Source organism: Brucella ciceri (genome assembly GCF_041930145.1).
GTDB lineage: Bacteria > Pseudomonadota > Alphaproteobacteria > Rhizobiales > Rhizobiaceae > Brucella > Brucella intermedia.
Map to the genome: position 1 here is coordinate 23,488 of NZ_JBHEEV010000002.1, position 20,162 is coordinate 43,649.

The window sequence follows — 20,162 nt, forward strand, 5'->3', positions numbered from 1 at the left end:
AAATAGAGAAGCCGGGCAGTGCCCGGCTTTTCATTATGCAGCGTGCGCTGAACGGCTGTCTTCGGGGGCCCCAATACGATCATCGAGGCCATAATCGCGCATGACGCTGGCCACACGTAAGCGATAGTTCTCGAAAACGCCCTTGCGGCCCTGTCCCTGTGCTAGTCGGTGGGACGGCGAGTTGCGCCATTCGCGTACGGCTTCTTCGTCACGCCAGAACGAAAGCGAGAGCAACTTGTCCGGATCGGCAAGGCTTTGAAAACGCTCTATCGACAGGAAGCCGTCGATTCTGGAAAGATCGTCGCGCAGGCTAGCTGCAATATCGAGATATTGGCCGCGCCTGTCGTCATCAGCCGGCCAGACTTCGAATATGACTGCAATCATGGCTTGATGAACTCCCCATGCGGTGCGGATTGAAGTTTCAGGAAGATGCGATCCTCTGACCGGATGAATTGTTCCCGGCGCGCAAATTCATAGTTGGAGCGACCAAGCGGATCGGCGGCAAGCCGAGCGCGATAGGCTTCATAAGCGGCAAGATTTTCGATTGAATAGACGCCATAGGCTGTCGTTGACGAACCCTCATGTGGTCCGAAATAGCCAATGAGATTGGCGCCGCATCGCGGAATGGCCTGTCCCCAGTTGCGTGCATATTCAGCAAAGGCATCCGCCTTGAACGGGTCGATCTGATAGCGGATGAAACAGGTAATCATGCATGTCTCCTTCAAATGCCTGTGTTCGATGCTGACAATGTAGCAATTGAATTATCTCTATAGTTCGGTTAGCATCGAAGTATGAAAGATGGCCCGATCATAGCTTCCGTTGCCGCACTGCTTGGCGACCCTGCGCGTGCAAACATGCTCACGGCGCTGATGGACGGCCGCGCACTGACGGTCAGTGAGCTTGCATCTGCGGCAGGTGTGACATTGCAAACGGCCAGCGGGCACCTTGCAAAACTTGATGCTGCTAATCTGCTGGTTGCGGAGAAGCAGGGACGGCATCGCTATTTCCGTCTTTCAGGAACGGATGTTGCGCAGGTTCTGGAAGGACTAATGGGACTCGCGCAACGCACCGGCGCCGTGCGGGTGCGGACCGGCCCGAAAGACCAGGCGCTACGCAAGGCGCGCATCTGCTACGATCATCTGGCGGGTGAACGTGGCGTCGAGATGCTTGATGCGTCGTATAGACTTGGTCTCATTGCCGACGATGGCGAGCCGATGCTGACCGAGAAGGGCAAATCGTTTTTCAACTGTCTTGGTGTGAATGTCACCACCCTGGAGCAGGGCAAGCGGCCCGTCTGCCGCCACTGCCTCGACTGGAGTGAACGCCGCAACCATCTTGGCGGAGCACTGGGCGCGGCGCTCCTGAACCATTTTATTTCGCAAGGGTGGGCACGTCGCGAAGCGGGGCGGGTCATCGCCTTCTCGCCCAAAGGATCACAGGCATTTTCGCGGACATTTGAACTGGCTGGCCAGATCACGTGGCCTGAACAGCCAGCGATTCCGTATTAATGTTGTGTGGCGGCAGCGGCTGCTTCGTCCAGTTCGGTGGCTCGTTTCATCGCCGGGCGATCCTTCAATCGGTCCCAATAGGCCACAAATGCTCCCCGGGCGGGCAGCGTGCCGAAGCGCAGGCCCCATCCTACGTGTGAACCGACGTAAACGTCAGCTGCGGTAAAGCGATCGCCGGTGATATATGGATGCTGTGAGACGGCGTTTTCCAAAGTGTTGACCACTGTGTCGTAATTGCCGTAGCCGACCATCCCCTGCTTGTCGGCGGGGATTTCAAATCCGAGCGCATGGTTGGAAAGTGCAGCTTCGACGGGGCCGGACGTAAAGAACAGCCAGCGGAAGAAATTTGCACGCTCATTCGGATGCGGCGCCAGACCGGCTTCGGGAAATGTCGTTGCGAGATAAGCGCAGATCGCCGCCACTTCCGTTACCACCGCATCGCCGTGACGCAGGGCCGGCACTTTTCCCATGGGGTTGATCGTGCAGTAGTCGGGGCCTTTCATCGGCGGGCCGAAATCCAGTATTTCCACATCGTAGGGTTTGCCGATCTCTTCCAGCATCCAGCGCGCGATACGTCCGCGCGACATCGGGTTGGTATAGAGCTTCAACTCAGCCATTTCATCCTCCCTGTAAGAGGTGGCAGGATGCGCTTTTTCCCTTGAAAAGGAAATGAAAAAACCCGGCAGCAATGCTGCCGGGTTCTGCATATCGAGAATGGATCGAATAGCCGATCAGGCGGCCATGGCCTTCTTGAGGTTTTCATCGATCTTGTCGAGGAAACCCGTGGTGGAAAGCCAAGGCTGATCCGGACCGATGAGCAGCGCCAGATCCTTGGTCATGAAGCCGCTTTCAACGGTGTCCACGCAGACCTTTTCCAACGTGTCGGCAAAACGCTTCAGCTCGGCATTGTCGTCAAGCTTGGCACGGTGGGCAAGACCGCGGGTCCATGCGAAGATCGAAGCGATCGAGTTGGTCGAGGTTTCCTCGCCCTTCTGATGCTGGCGGTAGTGACGGGTGACGGTGCCGTGGGCAGCTTCAGCTTCAACGGTCTTGCCATCCGGCGTCATCAGAACGGAGGTCATCAGGCCGAGCGAGCCGAAGCCCTGTGCCACGATGTCCGACTGAACGTCGCCATCATAGTTCTTACATGCCCAGACGTAGCCGCCCGACCACTTGAGCGCCGAAGCGACCATGTCGTCGATAAGGCGGTGTTCGTACCAGATCTTCTTTTCTTCGAACTTCGACTTGAATTCTGCGTCGAAGACTTCCTGGAAGATATCCTTGAAGCGGCCGTCATAGGCTTTCAGGATGGTGTTCTTCGTGGAGAGATAGACCGGATAGCCGCGCTGCAGGCCATAGTTGAACGAAGCGCGGGCGAACTCGCGGATCGATTCGTCAAGGTTGTACATGGCAAGAGCCACGCCAGCCGAAGGAGCCTGATAGACTTCGTGTTCGATGGTTTCACCATCTTCACCAACGAACTTAATCGTCAGCGTGCCCTTGCCGGGGAACTTGAAATCCGTCGCGCGGTACTGGTCGCCGAATGCGTGGCGGCCAACGATGATCGGCTGGGTCCAACCCGGCACCAGACGCGGCACGTTCTTGCAGATGATCGGCTCGCGGAAGATCACGCCGCCCAGAATGTTGCGGATGGTGCCGTTTGGCGACTTCCACATTTTCTTGAGCTTGAATTCTTCAACGCGCGCTTCGTCAGGCGTGATGGTTGCGCACTTCACGCCGACGCCATGTTCCTTGATGGCATTGGCTGCATCGATGGTGACCTGGTCGTTGGTCGCATCGCGGTTCTCAACAGACAGATCGTAATATTTCAGATCGATGTCGAGGTAAGGATGGATAAGCTTGTCCTTGATGAACTGCCAGATAATGCGGGTCATCTCGTCGCCGTCGAGTTCGACGACCGGGTTCGCAACCTTGATTTTTGCCATGGATGAAGCCTCTTTTTCAATGCGTCGCGCCCGTATAGCACTCACGGCGAATAAGGCAAAGCGTAAGAGGCTTATTCTTTGGCCTATAGACCATCTGAATGGTCAAAAATTCGGGAGAGATTTTGCGAAATGCGCGAAACGTCTTTCAGGCAAACCGATCATGCAGCGCGGTGGGCCGACCTGTCGTTATCGCGAGACTTCTCCCAAGATGATTGCTGCTGGCGATAGTTTTTCTCTTCACTTGCCAGAATGGCGTCCGCATCCAGCGTGGAGATGGCAGTCGACCTGTCTGTGGGCACGAGACCATTCAGCTGCAGCGAAAGATAACGGCCGCAGCAGACCCGCAGGAATGAGGCGAAATTATCGAGGTCGTGGCCTTCATTCCGGGATTCATCATAAAGTTTGCCAATGAGGCGACTGACAGTGAGGTCATCGCGCGCCGCAATATCCTCCAAGGCCCACCAAAAGAAATTTTCAAGGCGAACGCTTGTTACAACGCCGTCTATGCGCAGCGATCGCGTCACGCTCAGCCAGAGTTCAGGATTGGCGCCGATGAACAGCCTGCACATGGTTTCCTCCGGATCATTCTCCCAGACTTACTGTTGCGCAGTTTTGCCCCGCCTGCAACCGTGTCGGGTGCAGGCGGGGCAGCGCGATCAGCTGTGGGTGATCCTGGTGCCGAGGACTGTGAGGAACTGTGCCAGCCAGGCCGGATGGGCAGGCCACGCGGGCGAGGTGACGAGATTGCCATCCGTAACGGCCTGATCGACCGGAATATCGGCATAGGTGCCGCCGGCGAGTTCAACTTCCGGCCGGCAAGCCGGATAGGCCGAACAGGTGCGGCCCTCCAGAACGCGCGCTGCGGCGAGCAACTGTGCACCGTGGCAGACCGCCGCAACGGGCTTGTTCGCCTCGAAGAAATGTTTCACCACGGCGATAACCTTGTCGTCGAGACGCAGATATTCCGGCGCCCGGCCACCGGGAATGACAAGCGCGTCATAGCTTTCCGGTTTCACGTCGGAGAAGGTTGCATTGAGGGTGAAGTTATGGCCCGGCTTTTCCGTATAGGTCTGATGGCCCTCAAAATCATGAATGGCTGTCGCGATATGGTCCCCGGCTTTCTTGCCGGGGCAGACCGCATGAACCGTATGGCCAACAGTCAGCAACGTCTGGAACGGGACCATGGTTTCATAGTCCTCGCCGAAGTCGCCGCAAAGCATCAGTATTTTCTTACCCGACATGGTTTCCTCCCTTGATCCTGTATCTGGTGGCGACAGTCTGGCACAAATGGGCGGAAGATAGGTGTTATCGGGCTACTACACAGGCTTTTCACCCGGACCTGTAAGGGGAATCTTTGCGATTCAGCGTCAATTATGTCAGGGAAGCGCCACGATTTTATAGCACAGCGGAAAACATCATGGCAGGAACAGATAAACAGCGCCCCATACTCGCGGAAGGACCAGCAATCGTTCTGGTAGAACCGCAATTGCCGGAGAATATCGGCATGGTGGCGCGCGCCATGGCCAATTTCGGACTGGCTGAACTGCGTCTGGTCAATCCCCGCGAGGAATTCCCGAGCGAGAAGGCGAGGGCCGCAGCGAGCAAGGCCGATCATGTGATCGACAATGCTGTGGTTTATGACGACCTGCCTTCCGCTATCGCTGACCTCAATTTCGTCTATGCAACGACGGCTCGCGAACGCGACGGTTTCAAGCAGGTTCGCAGCGCCGTGGAAGCCGGTGGTGAGTTGCGCCGTCGTTTTAGAACTGGCGAAAAGACAGGTATTCTGTTTGGCCGCGAACGCTTCGGCCTCAGCAACGAGGAAGTGGGACTTGCGGACGAACTGGTGACATTCCCGGTCAACCCAGCCTTTGCATCGCTGAATATCGCGCAAGCTGTCCTGCTCATGTCCTATGAGTGGATGAAATCGGGGCTTGAGAACGAAACGGAGACGGTATTCCGTGGGCCGGAACTTGAGCTGGCGCCGAAGCAGGAATTGCAGGGACTCTTCAACCATCTCGAAGAAGCCCTTGATGTGCGTGGCTATTTCCGCCCGGAAGCCCGTAAGGAAATCATGGTCAATAATCTGCGGGCCGTGCTGACCCGCGCCGGTTTCGCATCAGCAGAGCTGAAACTTCTGCGCGGCGTTATCACGTCGCTCGATGTGTTCTCGCCGAAAAAGCCGCGTGGTTCGGGTGCCCCTGATGGGCGTGCGCGCAAGCCCGCGACCGAGGCTCCGGCAACAAAGGACAAGGACGAATGAAAAACGCACCCGCTGTGAGCTTCTCTGTCGCGCCTTCCGCCGACGCCGAAAGACCGATTCTGGTTTTCGACAGCGGCATCGGAGGGCTGACGGTCTTGCGGGAAGCGCGGGTGCTGATGCCGGATCGCCGTTTCGTCTATGTCGCGGACGATGCCGGATTTCCCTATGGCGGATGGGAAGAGGATGCGTTGAGGGCGAGAATCGTCCAACTGTTCGGCAAGCTCATTGCCGACTATGATCCTGAAATTGCGGTGATCGCCTGCAATACCGCCTCCACGCTGGTGTTGGACGACTTGCGGAACGCCTATCCTGCGGTGCCATTCGTGGGAACCGTACCGGCGATCAAGCCCGCCGCCGAAAGAACCTCATCGGGCCTTGTTTCCGTGCTGGCCACCCCCGGCACCGTCAGGCGGGCCTATACGCGCGATCTCATTCAATCCTTTGCGTCTCAGTGCCATGTTCGTCTCGTCGGTGCTGACCAGCTTGCGGCAGTAGCGGAAGCGCATATTCGTGGCGAGAAGATCGACGAAGCGCTGGTTGTGGAACAGATTGCCCCCTGTTTCATTGAACAGGATGGCAACCGGACCGACATTGTTGTTCTGGCCTGTACGCATTATCCGTTTCTTGCGAATGTGTTTCGGCGCCTGGCGCCATGGCCGGTTGATTGGCTCGATCCGGCCGAAGCGATTGCCCGGCGTACCGTTTCTTTGCTGAAACCGCGTCGAGTCGATGAGGAGCTGCATCATCATAACGATCTGGCGGTGGTGACCTCGGAGAATCCGGATTACGCCATTCGCAGGCTCATGCAGGGCTTCGGTCTGCATTTCGCCTGATCTCTCCCAAGGTCTTGAATTTTGCGGCCAGGTGACGATCATGGCCATGATCGTTTCACAGGGGAAATGCCATGACTGGAACCATACCACGGATTACGCTTCCATCGGGACAGATGGTTCCGACGCTCGGGCAGGGCACCTGGTATATGGGCGAGGACAGCGCACAACGCCGCCATGAAATCGAAGCGCTGAGGAGTGGTATCGATCTGGGAATGACGCTGATCGATACGGCGGAAATGTATGCAGACGGCGAGGCGGAGGACGTCGTTGGGGAAGCGGTCTCAGGTCGGCGGAACGATGTATTCCTCGTCAGCAAGGTGCTGCCGTTCAACGCGTCACGGAAGGGCACAATCGAGGCCTGCGAGAGAAGCCTGAAGCGGCTCCGCACCGAGCGTATCGATCTCTACCTTCTGCACTGGCGTGGGCGCTATCCACTGGAAGAGACTGTCGCGGCTTTCGAACAACTGAAACACGCAGGCAAGATCGCGAGCTGGGGCGTCAGCAATTTCGACACGGACGACATGAAAGAACTCGCCAGTGTAGCGAGCGGCATGGAGGTCGCGACGAACCAGATACTCTATAATTTGACGCGGCGTGGACCCGAATTTGACCTGATGCCGTGGTGTGCAGAGCGAAAAATTACGCTGATGGCTTATTCGCCAATTGAACAGGGACGATTGCTAAATGATCCCGTCTTGGCCGAAATTGCGAGCGAGACCGGTGGTACGCCAGCTTCGGTCGCGCTTGCCTGGACGATGCGCAGCGGCAATGTCATCGCGATTCCAAAGTCGTCCAACCTGCATCATGTCCGGGATAACAGAAAAGCCGCTGAGTTGCGGCTTTCCAACGATCAGTTGAAACGTCTGGGCCAGGCTTTCTCGCCGCCGTCCCGAAAGACGGCGCTGGAAATGCTGTAACGAGAAACGTGCTTAACCTGCTTCCTTCTGGCGGGCATCCTTCTTGGCCTGCGCTACGCTTGCAGCCTTCCGTAACCGCCCACGTTCCGCCGGGCGGACGAGGCTGTCGTATTTTTCGTTCGGAATGTTACGCATGCCTTGCAGTGCGTGGCGCGTGTTGAAATCCTTGCCCTTCTTTTCGTTTGCTTCTTTGGCCGCGAGCGCTTTACGGGCATTTGCAATCAATTGGGCGCTCGCCGCCATGCGGCGCCGACGTTCAACTTCCGTGTTGATACGACGGACTGCCATGGCCAAAACGGAAACTTTGAGATGCGAACCTTCGTCGGCCTTGGAAGGAGTGGCCCCGCGAGCCGCTGCCTTTCCGCGCATTTCGCGCCTGCGCTGATGGGCCTGATCTCGTGCTTTCTTGCGGCGTTCGCGGACTAGTTTCGCCAGATGGCCAAGTTCTTCATCGGGAACGTTTTGCAAAAAAGGATGGTGCGATTTTTCGACCAGTTCTTTTTCGTCGGCATTGAGGGCACGCGCTTCCTGCTTTCTGGTAACGGCCATGGGACATCCTTTCTGCTAACGATGAGATTTTCCCGGTGGAATATAGGCGCGGCCGCCAGCATGGAAAGATAGGCTCCTCATTTCTGTTCCTCGGCGTGGATAGCTTCGCTTTGCTCTTCAAACCGTTGTAAAAGCAGCTTCAACTCATTGAGGGGCAGATGTTCCGCACCGATGGTCTCGATCTTGGTCGTAGAGACGATAGTCAGGATTTCATCAAGTTTGGCCTGGGTCGCACTCGCTTCGCGATTCTGCGCATTCTGGATAAGAAAGACCATCAGAAAGGTGATTATGGTGGTCGACGTATTCACCACAAGTTGCCACGTGTCCGAGAAGTTAAACAGGGGGCCGGTGACGCCCCATATGATGATGAACAAACTCGCCAAGACGAACGCCAGGTAATGACCTGCAAGTTCGGCAGCTTTTTCGCTGAGCTTTGTGAAGAACTGTGACATCTAAACCTCCAAAATGGCTGACATGAAACGCTCAATGGAGGGGCGCGGTTCCGCAATCGCATGAGGCAGGGAACTTTCACGCGCTGGTCGACGTTTCCCCTGCATAGAAAACGCGGAGGTTAGCCGATGGAAATTGTTGAAACCCGCATCAGCTCGGTGGGGGGCTTCAAGCTCTATATGGTGGAATTCGTCACCGAGGGCGAAGAGAAGATCACCGTCAAGGTGGAGAATGAGACAGACGCAGAATTGGCACGCGATGAAGTACTGCGGCGCGCTGCCATGAAGCTGGGTGAGGCTCTTGGGGTTGCATGTACGGAATGCGGTATCGAGCCGGGCAGTTTTGTGACGCGTCCAAGCGCCCGCCGTGCCGGCGATCGGGCAGAGCTCGAACGCCAGCTCGATGAAGGTTTGGAGGACACGTTTCCCGCCAGCGATCCGGTCTCCGTAACGGGTTCGACGATCGCAGGTTTTACCGGGCCGAAAGATTGAGAGATGGCTGCAAGCAAGAAGCCGGGCTGTTCGCCCGGCTTCTGAAGTAGTTCAGAAAATGAGTCCTGCAATCAATGCATCTGACTGATAATACTCAAAGATTGCGGCGCTTACCTTCCATCAGGTCGAATACCGCCCGGGCGCAATCGAGCACATTGGAGCCCGGTCCAAACACCGCTGCCACTCCATGATCGAACAGATACTGATAATCTTGACGCGGAACGACACCGCCGCAGACCACGATGATATTCTCCGCCCCTTTTTTGCGCAGTGTGTCCACAAGCTGGGGCAGAAGTGTCTTGTGACCGGCTGCGAGCGATGAAACTCCAAGAACATGGACCTTCGCCTTGATTGCCATGTCAGCGGCTTCGTCGGGCGTCTGGAACAGCGGACCAGCCAGCACCTCGAAGCCTATATCACCGAATGCTGAGGCAATAATTTTGGCGCCACGATCATGGCCATCCTGGCCGAGCTTGGCTACCATCACCTTTGGCTTTTCACCGATCTGTTTTGAAAAATCGCCTAGCCGGTCAACCAGCGTTTGATATTCCGGTTCGTTCTCATAGGCTGAGCCGTAAACTCTGTTGACGACCTTCGGAACGGCGGCGTGATCGCCGAATGCGCGGCGCATGGCGTCGGAAATTTCTCCGACGCTGGCGCGAGCGCGGGAGGCTTCGACTGCGGCAGCGAGGAGGTTGCCTTCGCCGGTCTCGGCAACCCTTTGCAGTTCTGCAAGTGCGGCTTCGACCTTTGCCTTGTTGCGCGTTTCCTTGATACGGTTGAGACGCGCAATCTGCGACTGGCGAACGGCCGAATTGTCGATCTCCAGAATGTCGATTTCGTCTTCCTGCTCCAGCCGGAACTTGTTGACGCCGACAATGACTTCCTCGCCCTTATCGACTGCCGCTTGCCGTTTGGTGGCCGCTTCCTCGATGAGACGTTTAGGCAGGCCACTTTCGACGGCCTTGGTCATGCCGCCAAGTTTCTCGACTTCCTCAATCAAGGCCCAAGCCTTTTCGGCAAGCTCATTTGTGAGGTTTTCGATGTAATAAGACCCCGCCAGCGGATCGACCACTTTGGTCACGCCGGTTTCATTCTGGAGGATGAGCTGCGTGTTGCGAGCAATGCGGGCGGAGAATTCCGTTGGCAAAGCAATGGCTTCATCGAAGGAATTGGTGTGCAGAGACTGCGTTCCACCCAATGCGGCCGACATGGCTTCGAAGGCCGTGCGGACGATGTTGTTATAGGGGTCCTGTTCCTGAAGCGAAACGCCGGAAGTCTGGCAATGTGTGCGCAGCATCAGCGAGCCGGGCTTTTTCGGATCGAATTCCTTCATGATGCGCGACCAGAGCAGGCGGGCGGCGCGCAGCTTGGCAATTTCCATGAAGAAATTCATACCAATGGCGAAAAAGAAGGACAAACGCCCTGCAAATTCATCGACATTCAAGCCCTTATTGAGCGCAGCGCGTACATATTCGCGCCCATCGGCGAGCGTGAAGGCCAGTTCCTGAACCAGCGTCGCGCCTGCCTCCTGCATGTGGTAGCCGGAAATGGAAATCGAGTTGAATTTCGGCATTTCGGTTGCCGTATAGGCGATAATATCCGCAATAATCCGCATGGATGGTTCCGGCGGATAGATATAGGTATTGCGAACCATAAATTCCTTGAGAATGTCGTTCTGGATCGTACCGGAAAGTTGCGCACGCGGCACGCCCTGTTCCTCACCCGCGACAATGAAATTGGCGAGGATCGGGATCACCGCGCCATTCATCGTCATCGAAACAGAGATTTTTTCAAGCGGAATGCCGTCGAACAGGATTTTCATGTCCTCGACGGAATCGATTGCCACGCCAGCCTTGCCGACATCGCCTTCCACGCGTGGGTGATCACTGTCGTAGCCGCGATGGGTGGCGAGGTCGAAGGCGACCGATACGCCCTGCTGACCGGCGGCGAGAGCCTTGCGATAGAATGCATTGGATTCTTCCGCCGTCGAGAACCCCGCATATTGCCGGATTGTCCAGGGACGACCCGCATACATGGTGGCACGCGGGCCGCGAACAAAAGGCTCGAAACCAGGCAAGGTGCCCAGATGACCGATCCCTTTCAGATCGTCTTCCGTATAGAGCGGTTTGACGTCAATCCCTTCCGGTGTGTGCCAGATCAAGCTGTCCGCTGGCCGCTTCAATTCCTTTTCAGCCAACGTTTCCCAGTCTGCGCGGGTGGTGGGGCGCTCGCTCATATCGAACCTCACTCGAATTCCATGATCAGTTCATCGACAGCGAGGCTTGCACCTGCTTCCGCTGTGATGCGCTTTACGGTAGCACGGCGTTCGGCACGCAGCACGTTTTCCATCTTCATGGCCTCTACCGTGGCGAGCGGCTGCCCGGCTTCGACCGTATCGCCTTGCCCGACGAGGATGGATGTGATGACGCCCGGCATCGGGCAGAGCAGCATCTTTGACGTGTCCGGGGGCAGTTTCACCGGCATGAGCTTTGCAAGTTCGGCTATGCGCGGCTTGCGAACGTGGGCAACAACATCCATGCCGCGCCAGCGAAGCCGCCAGCCAGTTCCGGAGCCTGAAACCTTGATGGCAATCGGCTTGCCGCCGACGGTGAATGAGCCCAGCTGACTGCCGGGATGCCAGTCACTGGCAACAGGCAAGCTGCCGCCATCCACGAAATTGATTGTTGTCCCGCCTTCGCCTTCTGCGATACGCACCGGCAAGGCAAAGCCGCCGAGCGTCGCTACCCAGTCGGTGGCCACCGATTGCTGGCCGCTGGAAAGCCGCCCGGAGATTTGCGCGTTGCGTTGTTCTATCGCCAGATTGATCTGTGCGGCTACCGCAGCAAGTATGCGTGCGTCGTCTTCCGAAACGGGCACACCAGTAAAGCCGTCCGGGTATTCCTCGGCAATGAATGCGGTGGTGAGCGCGCCTTCGCGGAAGCGTGGATGATCCATCACAGCCGACAGAAAGGGCAGATTATGGCCGATGCCTTCAACCTCGAATGCGTCCAGCGCATCTCCCATCGCGTCGACAGCGCTGGCGCGGTCCGGACCCCAGGTGCAGAGCTTTGCGATCATCGGGTCATAATACATCGAGATTTCGCCGCCCTCGAATACGCCAGTGTCGTTGCGCACGATTGTGCCATCCGGGTTGCGGCCTTCGACCGGCGGTCGATAACGGGTCAGCCTGCCGATTGAAGGCAGGAAGTTGCGATAGGGATCTTCCGCATAGAGGCGGCTTTCCATCGCCCAGCCGTTCAGCTTCACGTCGCTCTGGCTGAAGCGGAGCTTTTCACCGGATGCTACGCGGATCATTTCTTCAACCAGATCAATGCCGGTGATGAGCTCCGTCACCGGGTGCTCGACCTGCAAACGCGTATTCATTTCAAGGAAATAGAAGTTCCGGTTACCATCGACGATGAATTCCACCGTTCCTGCCGAAAAATATCCAACGGCTTTTGCCAAAGCGACAGCCTGCTCGCCCATGGCTTTGCGGGTGGCTTCATCCAGGAATGGCGAGGGGGCTTCTTCGATGACCTTCTGGTTGCGGCGCTGGATCGAACATTCACGTTCGCCCAGATAGACGACGTTGCCGTGCTGGTCGCCCAGAACCTGAATTTCGATATGGCGTGGCTGGGTGACGAATTTTTCAATGAATATGCGGTCGTCGCCGAAGGAGGATTTCGCCTCATTGCGCGAAAGTTGGAAGCCTTCGCGAGCCTCATCGTCGTTCCATGCGATGCGCATGCCCTTGCCGCCACCGCCAGCAGAAGCCTTGATCATCACCGGATAGCCGATGCTCCGAGCGATTTTGACGGCTTCGTCTGCGTCCTCGATCAAGCCCATATGCCCGGGCACGGTGGAAACACCGGCTTCGGCCGCAAGTTTCTTCGAGGTGATCTTGTCGCCCATGGCATCAATCGCGTTTACCGGCGGGCCGATAAAGGTGACGTTGGCGGCTTTCAGTGCTTCGGCAAAACGCGGGTTTTCCGACAGGAAACCGTAGCCCGGATGCACGGCATCGGCCCCGGTTTCCTTGATGGCGGCCAGAATTTTATCAATGACGATATAGGACTGATTGGACGGCGCTGGTCCGATATGGACCGCTTCATCGGCCATTTTGACATGGAGCGCATTACGGTCGGCGTCGGAATAAACGGCAACCGTTGCGATGCCCATCTTCTTTGCCGTCTTGATGACCCGACATGCGATTTCGCCGCGATTGGCAATGAGAATTTTTTTGATCATGGGCATCTACTCAAAGAGGAATGGTGTCGTGCTTTTTCCACGGCGTGCTTTGGTTCTTGTTGCGCAGGCTTGCAAAAGCCCGCGCAATGCGGCGACGCGATGAATGCGGCATGATGACTTCGTCGATGAAGCCGCGTTCGGCGGCCACGAACGGATTGGCGAAACGCTCTTCATATTCCTTCGTGCGCGCGGCGATTTTCTCAATGTCGCCCAGTTCTGAACGATAGAGGATTTCCGTCGCGCCCTTGGCGCCCATCACAGCGATTTCTGCCGTCGGCCAGGCATAATTGATGTCGGCACCGATATGTTTCGAGGCCATCACATCATAAGCCCCGCCATAGGCCTTGCGGGTAATAAGCGTAACCATGGGAACGGTCGCCTGGGCGTAGGCAAAAAGCAGCTTTGCGCCGTGCTTGATGACCCCGCCATATTCCTGGGCTGTGCCCGGCAAGAAGCCTGGTACATCGACAAGGGTCAGGATCGGGATATTGAAGGCATCGCAAAAGCGAACGAAGCGAGCAGCCTTTCGCGATGAATCGATGTCGAGGCAGCCAGCAAGAACCATGGGCTGGTTCGCAACCACACCGATGGTCTGCCCATCCATGCGGATGAAGCCGGTGATGATGTTCTTCGCAAAAGCTTCCTGAATTTCAAAGAAGTCGCTCTCGTCGGCCAGCGCGTGGATAAGCTCTTTCATGTCGTAAGGCTTGGTCGCGCTATCCGGGATCAGCGTGTCGAGCCGCATTTCGAGCCGCGCAGGGTCATCGAAGACCGGACGCACCGGCGGCTTTTCGCGATTGTTGAGCGGCAGGAAATCGAAAAGAATGCGGACCTGTTCGAGCGCTTCGATATCGTTTTCATAAGCGCCGTCCGCCACCGATGATTTTCGGGTGTGGGTGGAGGCGCCGCCAAGTTCTTCCGCGGTGACAATTTCATTTGTGACGGTCTTGACCACGTCGGGGCCCGTCACGAACATATAGGAGCTATCTCGCACCATGAAGATGAAGTCGGTCATGGCGGGTGAGTAGACCGCGCCACCAGCGCACGGCCCCATGATGACCGAAATTTGCGGAACTACGCCGGAAGCATCCACGTTGCGCTTGAACACGTCGGCATAGCCTGCGAGCGATGCAACGCCTTCCTGAATACGCGCGCCGCCGGAATCGTTGAGCCCGATGACCGGCGCCCCATTCTTCATGGCCATATCCATGATCTTGCAGATCTTCTGCGCGTGCGTTTCGGACAAGGAACCGCCCAGAACTGTGAAATCCTGGCTGAACACATAGACCTGACGGCCATTGATCGTGCCCCAGCCGGTCACCACGCCGTCGCCAGCGACTTTCTGCTTTTCCATGCCGAAATCGACGCAGCGATGAGTGACATACATGTCGAACTCCTCGAACGATCCATCGTCGAGAAGTACTTCGATCCTTTCGCGAGCAGTGAGCTTGCCTTTGGCGTGTTGCACGTCGATGCGGTGCTGACCGCCGCCGAGGCGGGCTTCCGCCCGACGGGATTCAAGCTGTTCGAGAAGTTCCTGCATAAAGTCCCCACTTTTGGGCGGCCTTCGGAAGGCGTGTTATGAAACTGAAAAGATAGTCTTTTTCTTCATCCTGCTTAAAATCCGAAGGCGCTCCGGAAAAGCTTGAAAAGGTGCGATTGTGTAAGTTATAAATTTGCAAACAGCAAAATGCGAATTTGCAAAATGGCGCCAAGAAAACTTTATATCGGCAGAAAGATACGTGAAATCCGGGAGCAGCATCGAGCAACCCAGTCGGGCTTTGCCGAACGGCTTGGGATTTCAACGAGTTATCTCAATCAGATCGAGAATAATCAGCGGCCTGTTTCGGCGGCGGTCCTGCTGGCGCTGGCCGAAAACTACCAGATCGACATCGGTGCCATTTCACTGGGGGACGATGATCGTTTGCTATCTGCGGTTTCCGAAGCGCTGGCCGATCCGGTCTTCGACAATTACAAGCCGAACCTGCAGGAGCTGAAGCTTATTACGCAAAATGCGCCGGGGCTGGCCCATGCGCTGATCGCCTGCCACCAAGCCTATCGCCGCAACAGTGAACAGCTTGCAAGTCTGGATAACCAGTTGGGTCGCGCCCCGTCGGCTGCCGAACCTGCGCCTTATGAGGAAGTGCGCGACTTTTTCCATTTTATCGACAATTACGTACATGAGATCGATATTGCCGCAGAAAAGCTGGCGAGCGAGCTGAACATTCCGGGACGCGACATCGGTGTGGCCCTGCCGCAGTATATGGGGGAGCGTCACCGTGTGCATATTGCGCGGGCTGCGCCGGAAGAAGCGGTTTTGCGCCGGTTCGATGCGCAGGCGCGGGTGCTTTATCTCAATCCATATTCGCCCGCTTCCACCCGCAATTTCCAGATCGCGTTTCAGATTGCCGAACTGGAGATGGACGAGCTTGTGAGTGCGATTGCCAGGCGGGCGGATTTTCGCTCTGCCGAGGCAGTCGAGATTTGCAAGATCGGCTTGCGCAACTATTTTGCCGGGGCCCTCATGCTGCCCTATCAAACCTTTCTTTCAGCAGCAAAAGAACTGCGCCACGATCTGGAACTTCTGGCGTCACGCTTCGGGGCCAGTCTTGAGCAGGTCGCGCATCGTCTGAGTACCTTGCAGCGCTCCGGTCAGCGGGGTGTGCCGGTGTTTTTCGCCCGCATAGACAGGGCAGGAAACATCACCAAGCGGCATAGCGCAGCCAAGCTACAATTTGCCCGTTACGGTGCTGCGTGTCCCTTGTGGAATGTGCATCAGGCATTCGAGATGCCGGGCCGGATCATTCGCCAACTGGCTGAAACGCCGGATGGCGCGCGTTACCTTTGCATTGCGACAGAACTGACAAAGAGTGAAGGGGGCTTCAACGCGCCTCAGCGCCGTTATGCCATCGCCCTGGGCTGCGAGGTGGCCTATGCGCAGGATTTTGTCTATGCCGATGGGCTCGACATAGCAGTGCGTTCTGCCTTCGATCCGATCGGTGTTTCCTGCCGCATCTGTGAACGTGCTGAATGTGTGCAGCGGGCGGTTCCCCCGCTGAAAAGCCGGTTGGCGGTCGATCACGACCGCCGCGGAATTTTACCGTATCGGCTGCTCTGAAGATCAGAAGCCAGCATGCTCCTTGAGGAATTCAGCTTCCTCATGGGTCGTGTCGCGCCCGAGCACCTTGTTGCGATGCGGGAAGCGGCCAAAGCGCTCAATGATGTCGTGATGCTGACGGGCGAAGCCGAGCGAGAACTCGTCGCCAAGCTTTTCATAGAGATCGACGCAGCGCTTCTGGTCGTTCAGATGTTCGCTATGCATGAAGGGCAGATAGAAGAACTGGCGCTGGTCAGGCGATAGCTGCCGATCGAAATCATGGTCGAGCGCCTGTGCGGCCACATCGCGGGCCAGCCCGTCGCTTTCGAATGAGCGTGGAGAGCCGCGAAACATATTGCGCGGAAACTGATCAAAAAGAATGGTGAGCGCCAGAGCGCTTTCCGGTTGCTGTTTCCACTGCTCCAGTTTGTCGGCACGCGCATCTTCGTAAGCAGCCAGAAATTTCTCGCGAATTTCAGCGTCGATTTCATCACTTTTGCTGAACCAGTTTTCCCGCATCCGGGGCGAAAACCAGAAGTCCAGAACATCCTTGGGTTCGATAGCCATGACAGGCCTCCTCTCTGGTTTTATTGGGCTGGCTGGCTTGTGCCTTCCTGCGGCGGACAGGGTGGCTCTCCCTTGAAATTGCGCGACATACAGGCGAATCGGTCGAAGCTCTTGCCCGTGTCCATCGCGGCCTTGCCGGCTCCCCCACATCCGGAAAGAACCACCAGAGAAATCAGAATAGCTAAGTTTTTCATGGAGGTCCTTTCAAGAGGCTTTCATGTGGCCATGTCGCCAGCCTTTATAATAGGGATCGCAACGTTCGGCGACAACCGATATAGGCCGATCACCCTCTGCCGCGATAGTTCGGGACGCCCTGTTCTGGTATCCAGACATTCTGGGGCGCCGCTCCGGTCTGGAAGAAGACGTCTATTGGAATGCCGCCGCGCGGATACCAGTAACCGCCGATCCTGAGCCATTCAGGCTCCAGCAGGTCCACGAGCCGCTTGCCGATGGTCACGGTGCAATCTTCGTGAAATGCGCCGTGATTACGAAATGAGAAAAGGAAGAGTTTCAGGGATTTGCTCTCCACGAGCCACTGCCCGGGGACGTAGTCGATCACGAGATGCGCGAAATCAGGCTGACCCGTCATCGGGCAAAGCGAGGTGAATTCGGGCGCGGTGAAACGGACGCAATAAGGTGTTCCCGCTTGCGGATTTGCAACCCGTTCGAGGACGGCATCTTCGGGCTTCTGCGGCACAGAAGCATGGGAGCCGAGCTGTTTTAAGTCGGAATAGATGGTCTTTTCAGACATTTACGTGCCTTTGTTTCAAGCCACGTCGCAGTCTTGCAGCGTATGATTGCGCTTGTCCTTGTTTTGACCGGGTAGGCTGCGACCGGTGGCGAATTGCCAATAAGGTGGAGCTAGCAGACCATGACCATTCCGTAAAGAGCGCATGCAAAAGCCCGCGCCTTGGATAAAAGCGCGGGCACAGTATTGTGAATTTTGCGGTTAACGCCGGTCGGAAATGGCGCAACCAATCGCGACGCCGATGAGGATGCCGATAATACCGGCGGTTCCGAAGAGCGTTGTAGCCGTACCGGGATTCTCGCGCACCGTTTCGGCTACCACCTGGCCGCGTTCACGCACCGCTTGCGCCGCGTTACGGAAACGACCGGATGCATCGTCCAGCGCATCTTCCGCACGTTCCCTCAGGTCACCGGATTGGGACGCCAGCGATTTGGAAAGACGTTTCAGTTCACTGCGCATGTCAGCGATCTGCTTTTCGAGCGCCTGCTGGATGTCGTTGGTGATCTTTTCATCAGCCATTTGGAGTCTCCGTTACGTTTTATAACGGTACAACGAGGAAGGGTGCGTTCGGTTCCATGCTGCGACAATGCGGTTAACAAACATGGTAAACCGCTCGTAAACCATTTTAATTTAAGCTTTTCGAATACAAGAACGATCTGGAGCGGGGCCAGAATGTATATCGAAAAAGATGCGCTTGTTGGTCGTTGCGAGCCGGTATCTGCGCGTGTTGTCCGGGCTGCACATCTGGCCAGACAATGTATCGACCAGCACCAGACGGATCAGGTGCGCGCGCAGGCAGAAGCGGCGTTGACGCTTTTACTTGATGATCCTTCTCCGAAAGTTCGTATGGCGATGGCAGATGTGCTCTCCACCAGTGTGCATTCTCCGCTGCATATTGTAACGGCGCTTGCCGCTGACCAGCCGGAGGTTGCGGGCTATATCCTCGCGCGCTCAACGCTTCTCAGCGACGCCGATCTGATCGACCGTGTGGCCTATGGGGCGCCAACAATGCAGGTTTTGATCGCCGCGCGACCTGATGTTTCATTCGCAGTTTCAGCAGCAATTGCAGAAGTCGGAAGTAACGACGCGGTTGCTGAAATGCTCTTTAACAGTTGCGCCCGGATCGCTTCCATTTCGTTCCGGCGCATGAGCGAACGCTGTGGACATGATGCTGTGGTGCGTGAGGCTCTGCTGTCTCATCCACATCTTCCGGCAGAATGCCGTCATCTGCTGGCTGTGAAAGTGGGGGAGGTCCTGCAGGCCCTCCCGCTGGTGAAGATGCTATTGGGCGAACGTCGCGCCGATAAAATCGTCGGAGATGCTACAGTTCGCGCATCGATGCATCTGGCGGAAACCTGTTCGCAGGAAGAACTCCCGGCGCTGGTCGAGCATCTGCGTCTACGCGGGGAGATTACAACCAGCTTTGTCATTCGCGCCGTTGCAGGCGGACGTATAGATTTTTTTGCCAGCCTGCTGGCTGCGCTTTCCGACCTCGATGACGCGCGGATTTGTGCGATTATTTCCAGAGGTCGTCCTGCGGCTCTTGCTGCGCTGTTGCGCTCTGCCGGATTGAGCGATGCTACGCATGCGCCCTTGATTGTTGCCATCGAGGCATGGCGAGCCGTGGCGGCCGGGCGGAAGCGGTTGGGAACGACAGAAATATCAGCCCTTATGTGCGAGGCCACACGTGCCAGCCGATATGCTGCGGCCAATGACGATCTGGCTGCACTTCTGCGCTCTATTCATCTGGAATTCATGCGTGAATCCGTGCGGGACAGGCTGCAGGCTATTCCCGCCTGATCAGGTGTTCTGCCGAAAAGGGCGGATGAGGCTGAGGCCATAGCCGACGGCGATGCCGAACACTGCTCCGGCAGCCTTGAAAACGAAATCTATGAACTCCCCATGCCGTCCGGGAGCAAGACGCTGCATCAGTTCAAAAAGCGCTGCACAGCCGACCGTCAGCAAAAGAACGCCCATCCAACGGCGAGGGTAGGCTAGCGCAAACAGAGCGCCGACCAAAAAGAAAGCCCCAAACCTTTCGAGATCGGCTGGTTCGCCGGTGACGGGGCGGAAATTGATTGGGCTGATCGTAACCGCCAGAATGGCGAGAAGTATCACCCAGGCGCCGATGCGCACAATTCGCTTCATGAAGAGCGTCTCTATTCATCCGAGTAATCGCCAGGTGGCTCGTCCTGTTTCGGGTCGCCACACCGTTGGTACATTCGGTCCGTTATTGAAGTTTTCAGTGCGTTACCGAATGGCAACTCATAATGTGAAATGACATCGACGCCCATACACCATTTGACGTCATGAGGCGACAGGCCATAATTGGTTTCGAGAAAACCCAGCGCGTAGTTCATGCCTTCGTCGCATTGGTCGGTCTTGCAGAAATTGCCATCCCTTGCGAGCTGACGAATCGAGCCTTCTCCAATCTTGACCACGATTGCTTCCACGGCAAAGGGGCTCGCGCCTATCACGGCGATGACGGCAAGTCCGATCAAAGTAAATTTTATAGAGCGCCGCATGAATCGCCGTTCGTAGC

At 56.7% G+C, this 20,162-nt stretch carries 23 protein-coding genes; 7 read left to right on the forward strand and 16 right to left on the reverse strand.

What is annotated here, in order from left to right:
• Positions 1–33: 33 nt before the first annotated feature.
• The gene (locus JNC63_RS03295) at positions 34–384 is read right to left on the reverse strand and encodes an antibiotic biosynthesis monooxygenase family protein (protein WP_063882132.1); all 351 of its coding nucleotides are present in this window, start codon (positions 382–384) and stop codon (positions 34–36) included.
• A complete protein-coding gene (locus JNC63_RS03300) occupies positions 381–710 on the reverse strand; it encodes an NIPSNAP family protein (protein ID WP_063882134.1) in 330 nt (109 codons plus the stop codon). Before JNC63_RS03300 ends, JNC63_RS03295 begins: the two co-directional genes overlap by 4 nt.
• 81 nt (positions 711–791) lie before the next feature.
• On the opposite strand from JNC63_RS03300, the gene JNC63_RS03305 reads away from it, so the two are divergent.
• Entirely contained in the window at positions 792–1,508 is a 717-nt protein-coding gene (locus tag JNC63_RS03305) for an ArsR/SmtB family transcription factor (protein ID WP_063882135.1), read from the forward strand.
• Here JNC63_RS03305 and JNC63_RS03310 read toward each other — a convergent pair.
• From JNC63_RS03310 to JNC63_RS03325, 4 genes are all read right to left on the reverse strand, one after another.
• Entirely contained in the window at positions 1,505–2,125 is a 621-nt protein-coding gene (locus JNC63_RS03310) for a glutathione S-transferase family protein (protein ID WP_063882402.1), read from the reverse strand. The genes JNC63_RS03305 and JNC63_RS03310 overlap by 4 nt on opposite strands.
• Before the next feature lie 114 nt (positions 2,126–2,239).
• Positions 2,240–3,454, reverse strand: a complete 1,215-nt coding sequence (locus JNC63_RS03315; RefSeq protein WP_006471635.1) for an NADP-dependent isocitrate dehydrogenase — start codon at positions 3,452–3,454, stop codon at positions 2,240–2,242.
• Between the two features lie 158 nt (positions 3,455–3,612).
• Positions 3,613–4,023 carry a ribbon-helix-helix domain-containing protein gene (locus JNC63_RS03320; protein ID WP_063882137.1) on the reverse strand — a complete coding sequence of 137 codons (411 nt, stop codon included), beginning with the start codon at positions 4,021–4,023 and terminating at the stop codon, positions 3,613–3,615.
• 87 nt (positions 4,024–4,110) lie between these two features.
• Entirely contained in the window at positions 4,111–4,695 is a 585-nt protein-coding gene (locus JNC63_RS03325) for a DJ-1/PfpI family protein (protein ID WP_063882139.1), read from the reverse strand.
• Between the two features lie 176 nt (positions 4,696–4,871).
• On the opposite strand from JNC63_RS03325, the gene JNC63_RS03330 reads away from it, so the two are divergent.
• The 3 genes from JNC63_RS03330 (at position 4,872) to JNC63_RS03340 (ending at position 7,467) form a co-directional block, all read left to right on the forward strand.
• Positions 4,872–5,717: an RNA methyltransferase gene (locus tag JNC63_RS03330; protein ID WP_006471634.1), complete on the forward strand. Its 846-nt coding sequence runs from the start codon at positions 4,872–4,874 to the stop codon at positions 5,715–5,717.
• Entirely contained in the window at positions 5,714–6,550 is an 837-nt protein-coding gene (murI, locus tag JNC63_RS03335; RefSeq protein ID WP_063882141.1) for a glutamate racemase, read from the forward strand. Before JNC63_RS03330 ends, murI begins: the two co-directional genes overlap by 4 nt.
• 71 nt (positions 6,551–6,621) lie before the next feature.
• The gene (locus JNC63_RS03340; RefSeq protein ID WP_063882143.1) at positions 6,622–7,467 is read left to right on the forward strand and encodes an aldo/keto reductase; all 846 of its coding nucleotides are present in this window, start codon (positions 6,622–6,624) and stop codon (positions 7,465–7,467) included.
• Positions 7,468–7,479: 12 nt separating this feature from the next.
• Here JNC63_RS03340 and JNC63_RS03345 read toward each other — a convergent pair whose 3' ends face one another.
• Positions 7,480–8,016 (reverse strand): hypothetical protein, encoded by a 537-nt coding sequence (locus JNC63_RS03345; protein ID WP_063882145.1) that lies wholly within the window; start codon positions 8,014–8,016, stop codon positions 7,480–7,482.
• Between the two features lie 77 nt (positions 8,017–8,093).
• A complete protein-coding gene (locus JNC63_RS03350; protein ID WP_063882146.1) occupies positions 8,094–8,468 on the reverse strand; it encodes a low affinity iron permease family protein in 375 nt (124 codons plus the stop codon).
• A gap of 126 nt (positions 8,469–8,594) precedes the next feature.
• Between JNC63_RS03350 and JNC63_RS03355 the strand changes: the two genes are divergently transcribed.
• Positions 8,595–8,957 carry a hypothetical protein gene (locus JNC63_RS03355; protein WP_021585265.1) on the forward strand — a complete coding sequence of 121 codons (363 nt, stop codon included), beginning with the start codon at positions 8,595–8,597 and terminating at the stop codon, positions 8,955–8,957.
• A gap of 94 nt (positions 8,958–9,051) precedes the next feature.
• Here JNC63_RS03355 and scpA read toward each other — a convergent pair whose 3' ends face one another.
• The 3 genes from scpA to JNC63_RS03370 are packed head-to-tail and all read right to left on the reverse strand — an operon-like array spanning position 9,052 to position 14,751.
• Positions 9,052–11,196, reverse strand: a complete 2,145-nt coding sequence (gene scpA, locus JNC63_RS03360; RefSeq protein ID WP_063882148.1) for a methylmalonyl-CoA mutase — start codon at positions 11,194–11,196, stop codon at positions 9,052–9,054.
• Between the two features lie 8 nt (positions 11,197–11,204).
• Positions 11,205–13,208 (reverse strand): acetyl-CoA carboxylase biotin carboxylase subunit, encoded by a 2,004-nt coding sequence (locus JNC63_RS03365; RefSeq protein WP_374846117.1) that lies wholly within the window; start codon positions 13,206–13,208, stop codon positions 11,205–11,207.
• Positions 13,209–13,218: 10 nt separating this feature from the next.
• The gene (locus JNC63_RS03370) at positions 13,219–14,751 is read right to left on the reverse strand and encodes an acyl-CoA carboxylase subunit beta (protein WP_063882151.1); all 1,533 of its coding nucleotides are present in this window, start codon (positions 14,749–14,751) and stop codon (positions 13,219–13,221) included.
• 162 nt (positions 14,752–14,913) lie between these two features.
• Between JNC63_RS03370 and JNC63_RS03375 the strand changes: the two genes are divergently transcribed.
• Positions 14,914–16,326, forward strand: a complete 1,413-nt coding sequence (locus tag JNC63_RS03375; protein ID WP_063882153.1) for a helix-turn-helix domain-containing protein — start codon at positions 14,914–14,916, stop codon at positions 16,324–16,326.
• 3 nt (positions 16,327–16,329) lie between these two features.
• Here the strand turns inward: JNC63_RS03375 and JNC63_RS03380 are convergent, their stop codons facing one another.
• The 3 genes from JNC63_RS03380 to JNC63_RS03390 form a co-directional block, all read right to left on the reverse strand.
• Positions 16,330–16,872: a DUF924 family protein gene (locus JNC63_RS03380; protein ID WP_021585260.1), complete on the reverse strand. Its 543-nt coding sequence runs from the start codon at positions 16,870–16,872 to the stop codon at positions 16,330–16,332.
• A gap of 283 nt (positions 16,873–17,155) precedes the next feature.
• Complete coding sequence (gene queF, locus JNC63_RS03385; RefSeq protein WP_006466975.1) at positions 17,156–17,623, reverse strand: preQ(1) synthase; 468 nt, start codon at positions 17,621–17,623, stop codon at positions 17,156–17,158.
• 198 nt (positions 17,624–17,821) lie between these two features.
• Positions 17,822–18,139 (reverse strand): ElaB/YgaM/YqjD family protein, encoded by a 318-nt coding sequence (locus tag JNC63_RS03390; RefSeq protein WP_006466974.1) that lies wholly within the window; start codon positions 18,137–18,139, stop codon positions 17,822–17,824.
• Between the two features lie 153 nt (positions 18,140–18,292).
• On the opposite strand from JNC63_RS03390, the gene JNC63_RS03395 reads away from it, so the two are divergent.
• Positions 18,293–19,420 (forward strand): DUF2336 domain-containing protein, encoded by a 1,128-nt coding sequence (locus JNC63_RS03395; RefSeq protein ID WP_063882155.1) that lies wholly within the window; start codon positions 18,293–18,295, stop codon positions 19,418–19,420.
• On the opposite strand, the gene JNC63_RS03400 is transcribed toward JNC63_RS03395, so the two are convergent.
• The gene (locus JNC63_RS03400) at positions 19,421–19,768 is read right to left on the reverse strand and encodes a VanZ family protein (RefSeq protein ID WP_006466973.1); all 348 of its coding nucleotides are present in this window, start codon (positions 19,766–19,768) and stop codon (positions 19,421–19,423) included.
• Between the two features lie 11 nt (positions 19,769–19,779).
• Positions 19,780–20,145 carry a hypothetical protein gene (locus tag JNC63_RS03405; protein WP_081255564.1) on the reverse strand — a complete coding sequence of 122 codons (366 nt, stop codon included), beginning with the start codon at positions 20,143–20,145 and terminating at the stop codon, positions 19,780–19,782.
• Positions 20,146–20,162: the final 17 nt, after the last annotated feature.

Coding starts and splice junctions, on each gene's coding strand:
- JNC63_RS03330 (WP_006471634.1), top strand. CDS start 4,872: ATGGCAGGAACAGATAAACAGCGCCCCATACTCGCGGAAGGACCAGCA.
- JNC63_RS03300 (WP_063882134.1), bottom strand. CDS start 710: ATGATTACCTGTTTCATCCGCTATCAGATCGACCCGTTCAAGGCGGAT.
- murI (WP_063882141.1), top strand. CDS start 5,714: ATGAAAAACGCACCCGCTGTGAGCTTCTCTGTCGCGCCTTCCGCCGAC.
- JNC63_RS03405 (WP_081255564.1), bottom strand. CDS start 20,145: ATGCGGCGCTCTATAAAATTTACTTTGATCGGACTTGCCGTCATCGCC.
- JNC63_RS03320 (WP_063882137.1), bottom strand. CDS start 4,023: ATGTGCAGGCTGTTCATCGGCGCCAATCCTGAACTCTGGCTGAGCGTG.
- JNC63_RS03305 (WP_063882135.1), top strand. CDS start 792: ATGAAAGATGGCCCGATCATAGCTTCCGTTGCCGCACTGCTTGGCGAC.
- JNC63_RS03390 (WP_006466974.1), bottom strand. CDS start 18,139: ATGGCTGATGAAAAGATCACCAACGACATCCAGCAGGCGCTCGAAAAG.
- JNC63_RS03350 (WP_063882146.1), bottom strand. CDS start 8,468: ATGTCACAGTTCTTCACAAAGCTCAGCGAAAAAGCTGCCGAACTTGCA.
- JNC63_RS03325 (WP_063882139.1), bottom strand. CDS start 4,695: ATGTCGGGTAAGAAAATACTGATGCTTTGCGGCGACTTCGGCGAGGAC.
- JNC63_RS03375 (WP_063882153.1), top strand. CDS start 14,914: ATGGCGCCAAGAAAACTTTATATCGGCAGAAAGATACGTGAAATCCGG.
- JNC63_RS03355 (WP_021585265.1), top strand. CDS start 8,595: ATGGAAATTGTTGAAACCCGCATCAGCTCGGTGGGGGGCTTCAAGCTC.
- JNC63_RS03380 (WP_021585260.1), bottom strand. CDS start 16,872: ATGGCTATCGAACCCAAGGATGTTCTGGACTTCTGGTTTTCGCCCCGG.
- scpA (WP_063882148.1), bottom strand. CDS start 11,196: ATGAGCGAGCGCCCCACCACCCGCGCAGACTGGGAAACGTTGGCTGAA.
- JNC63_RS03400 (WP_006466973.1), bottom strand. CDS start 19,768: ATGAAGCGAATTGTGCGCATCGGCGCCTGGGTGATACTTCTCGCCATT.
- JNC63_RS03395 (WP_063882155.1), top strand. CDS start 18,293: ATGTATATCGAAAAAGATGCGCTTGTTGGTCGTTGCGAGCCGGTATCT.
- JNC63_RS03345 (WP_063882145.1), bottom strand. CDS start 8,016: ATGGCCGTTACCAGAAAGCAGGAAGCGCGTGCCCTCAATGCCGACGAA.
- JNC63_RS03295 (WP_063882132.1), bottom strand. CDS start 384: ATGATTGCAGTCATATTCGAAGTCTGGCCGGCTGATGACGACAGGCGC.
- queF (WP_006466975.1), bottom strand. CDS start 17,623: ATGTCTGAAAAGACCATCTATTCCGACTTAAAACAGCTCGGCTCCCAT.
- JNC63_RS03315 (WP_006471635.1), bottom strand. CDS start 3,454: ATGGCAAAAATCAAGGTTGCGAACCCGGTCGTCGAACTCGACGGCGAC.
- JNC63_RS03340 (WP_063882143.1), top strand. CDS start 6,622: ATGACTGGAACCATACCACGGATTACGCTTCCATCGGGACAGATGGTT.
- JNC63_RS03310 (WP_063882402.1), bottom strand. CDS start 2,125: ATGGCTGAGTTGAAGCTCTATACCAACCCGATGTCGCGCGGACGTATC.
- JNC63_RS03370 (WP_063882151.1), bottom strand. CDS start 14,751: ATGCAGGAACTTCTCGAACAGCTTGAATCCCGTCGGGCGGAAGCCCGC.
- JNC63_RS03365 (WP_374846117.1), bottom strand. CDS start 13,208: ATGATCAAAAAAATTCTCATTGCCAATCGCGGCGAAATCGCATGTCGG.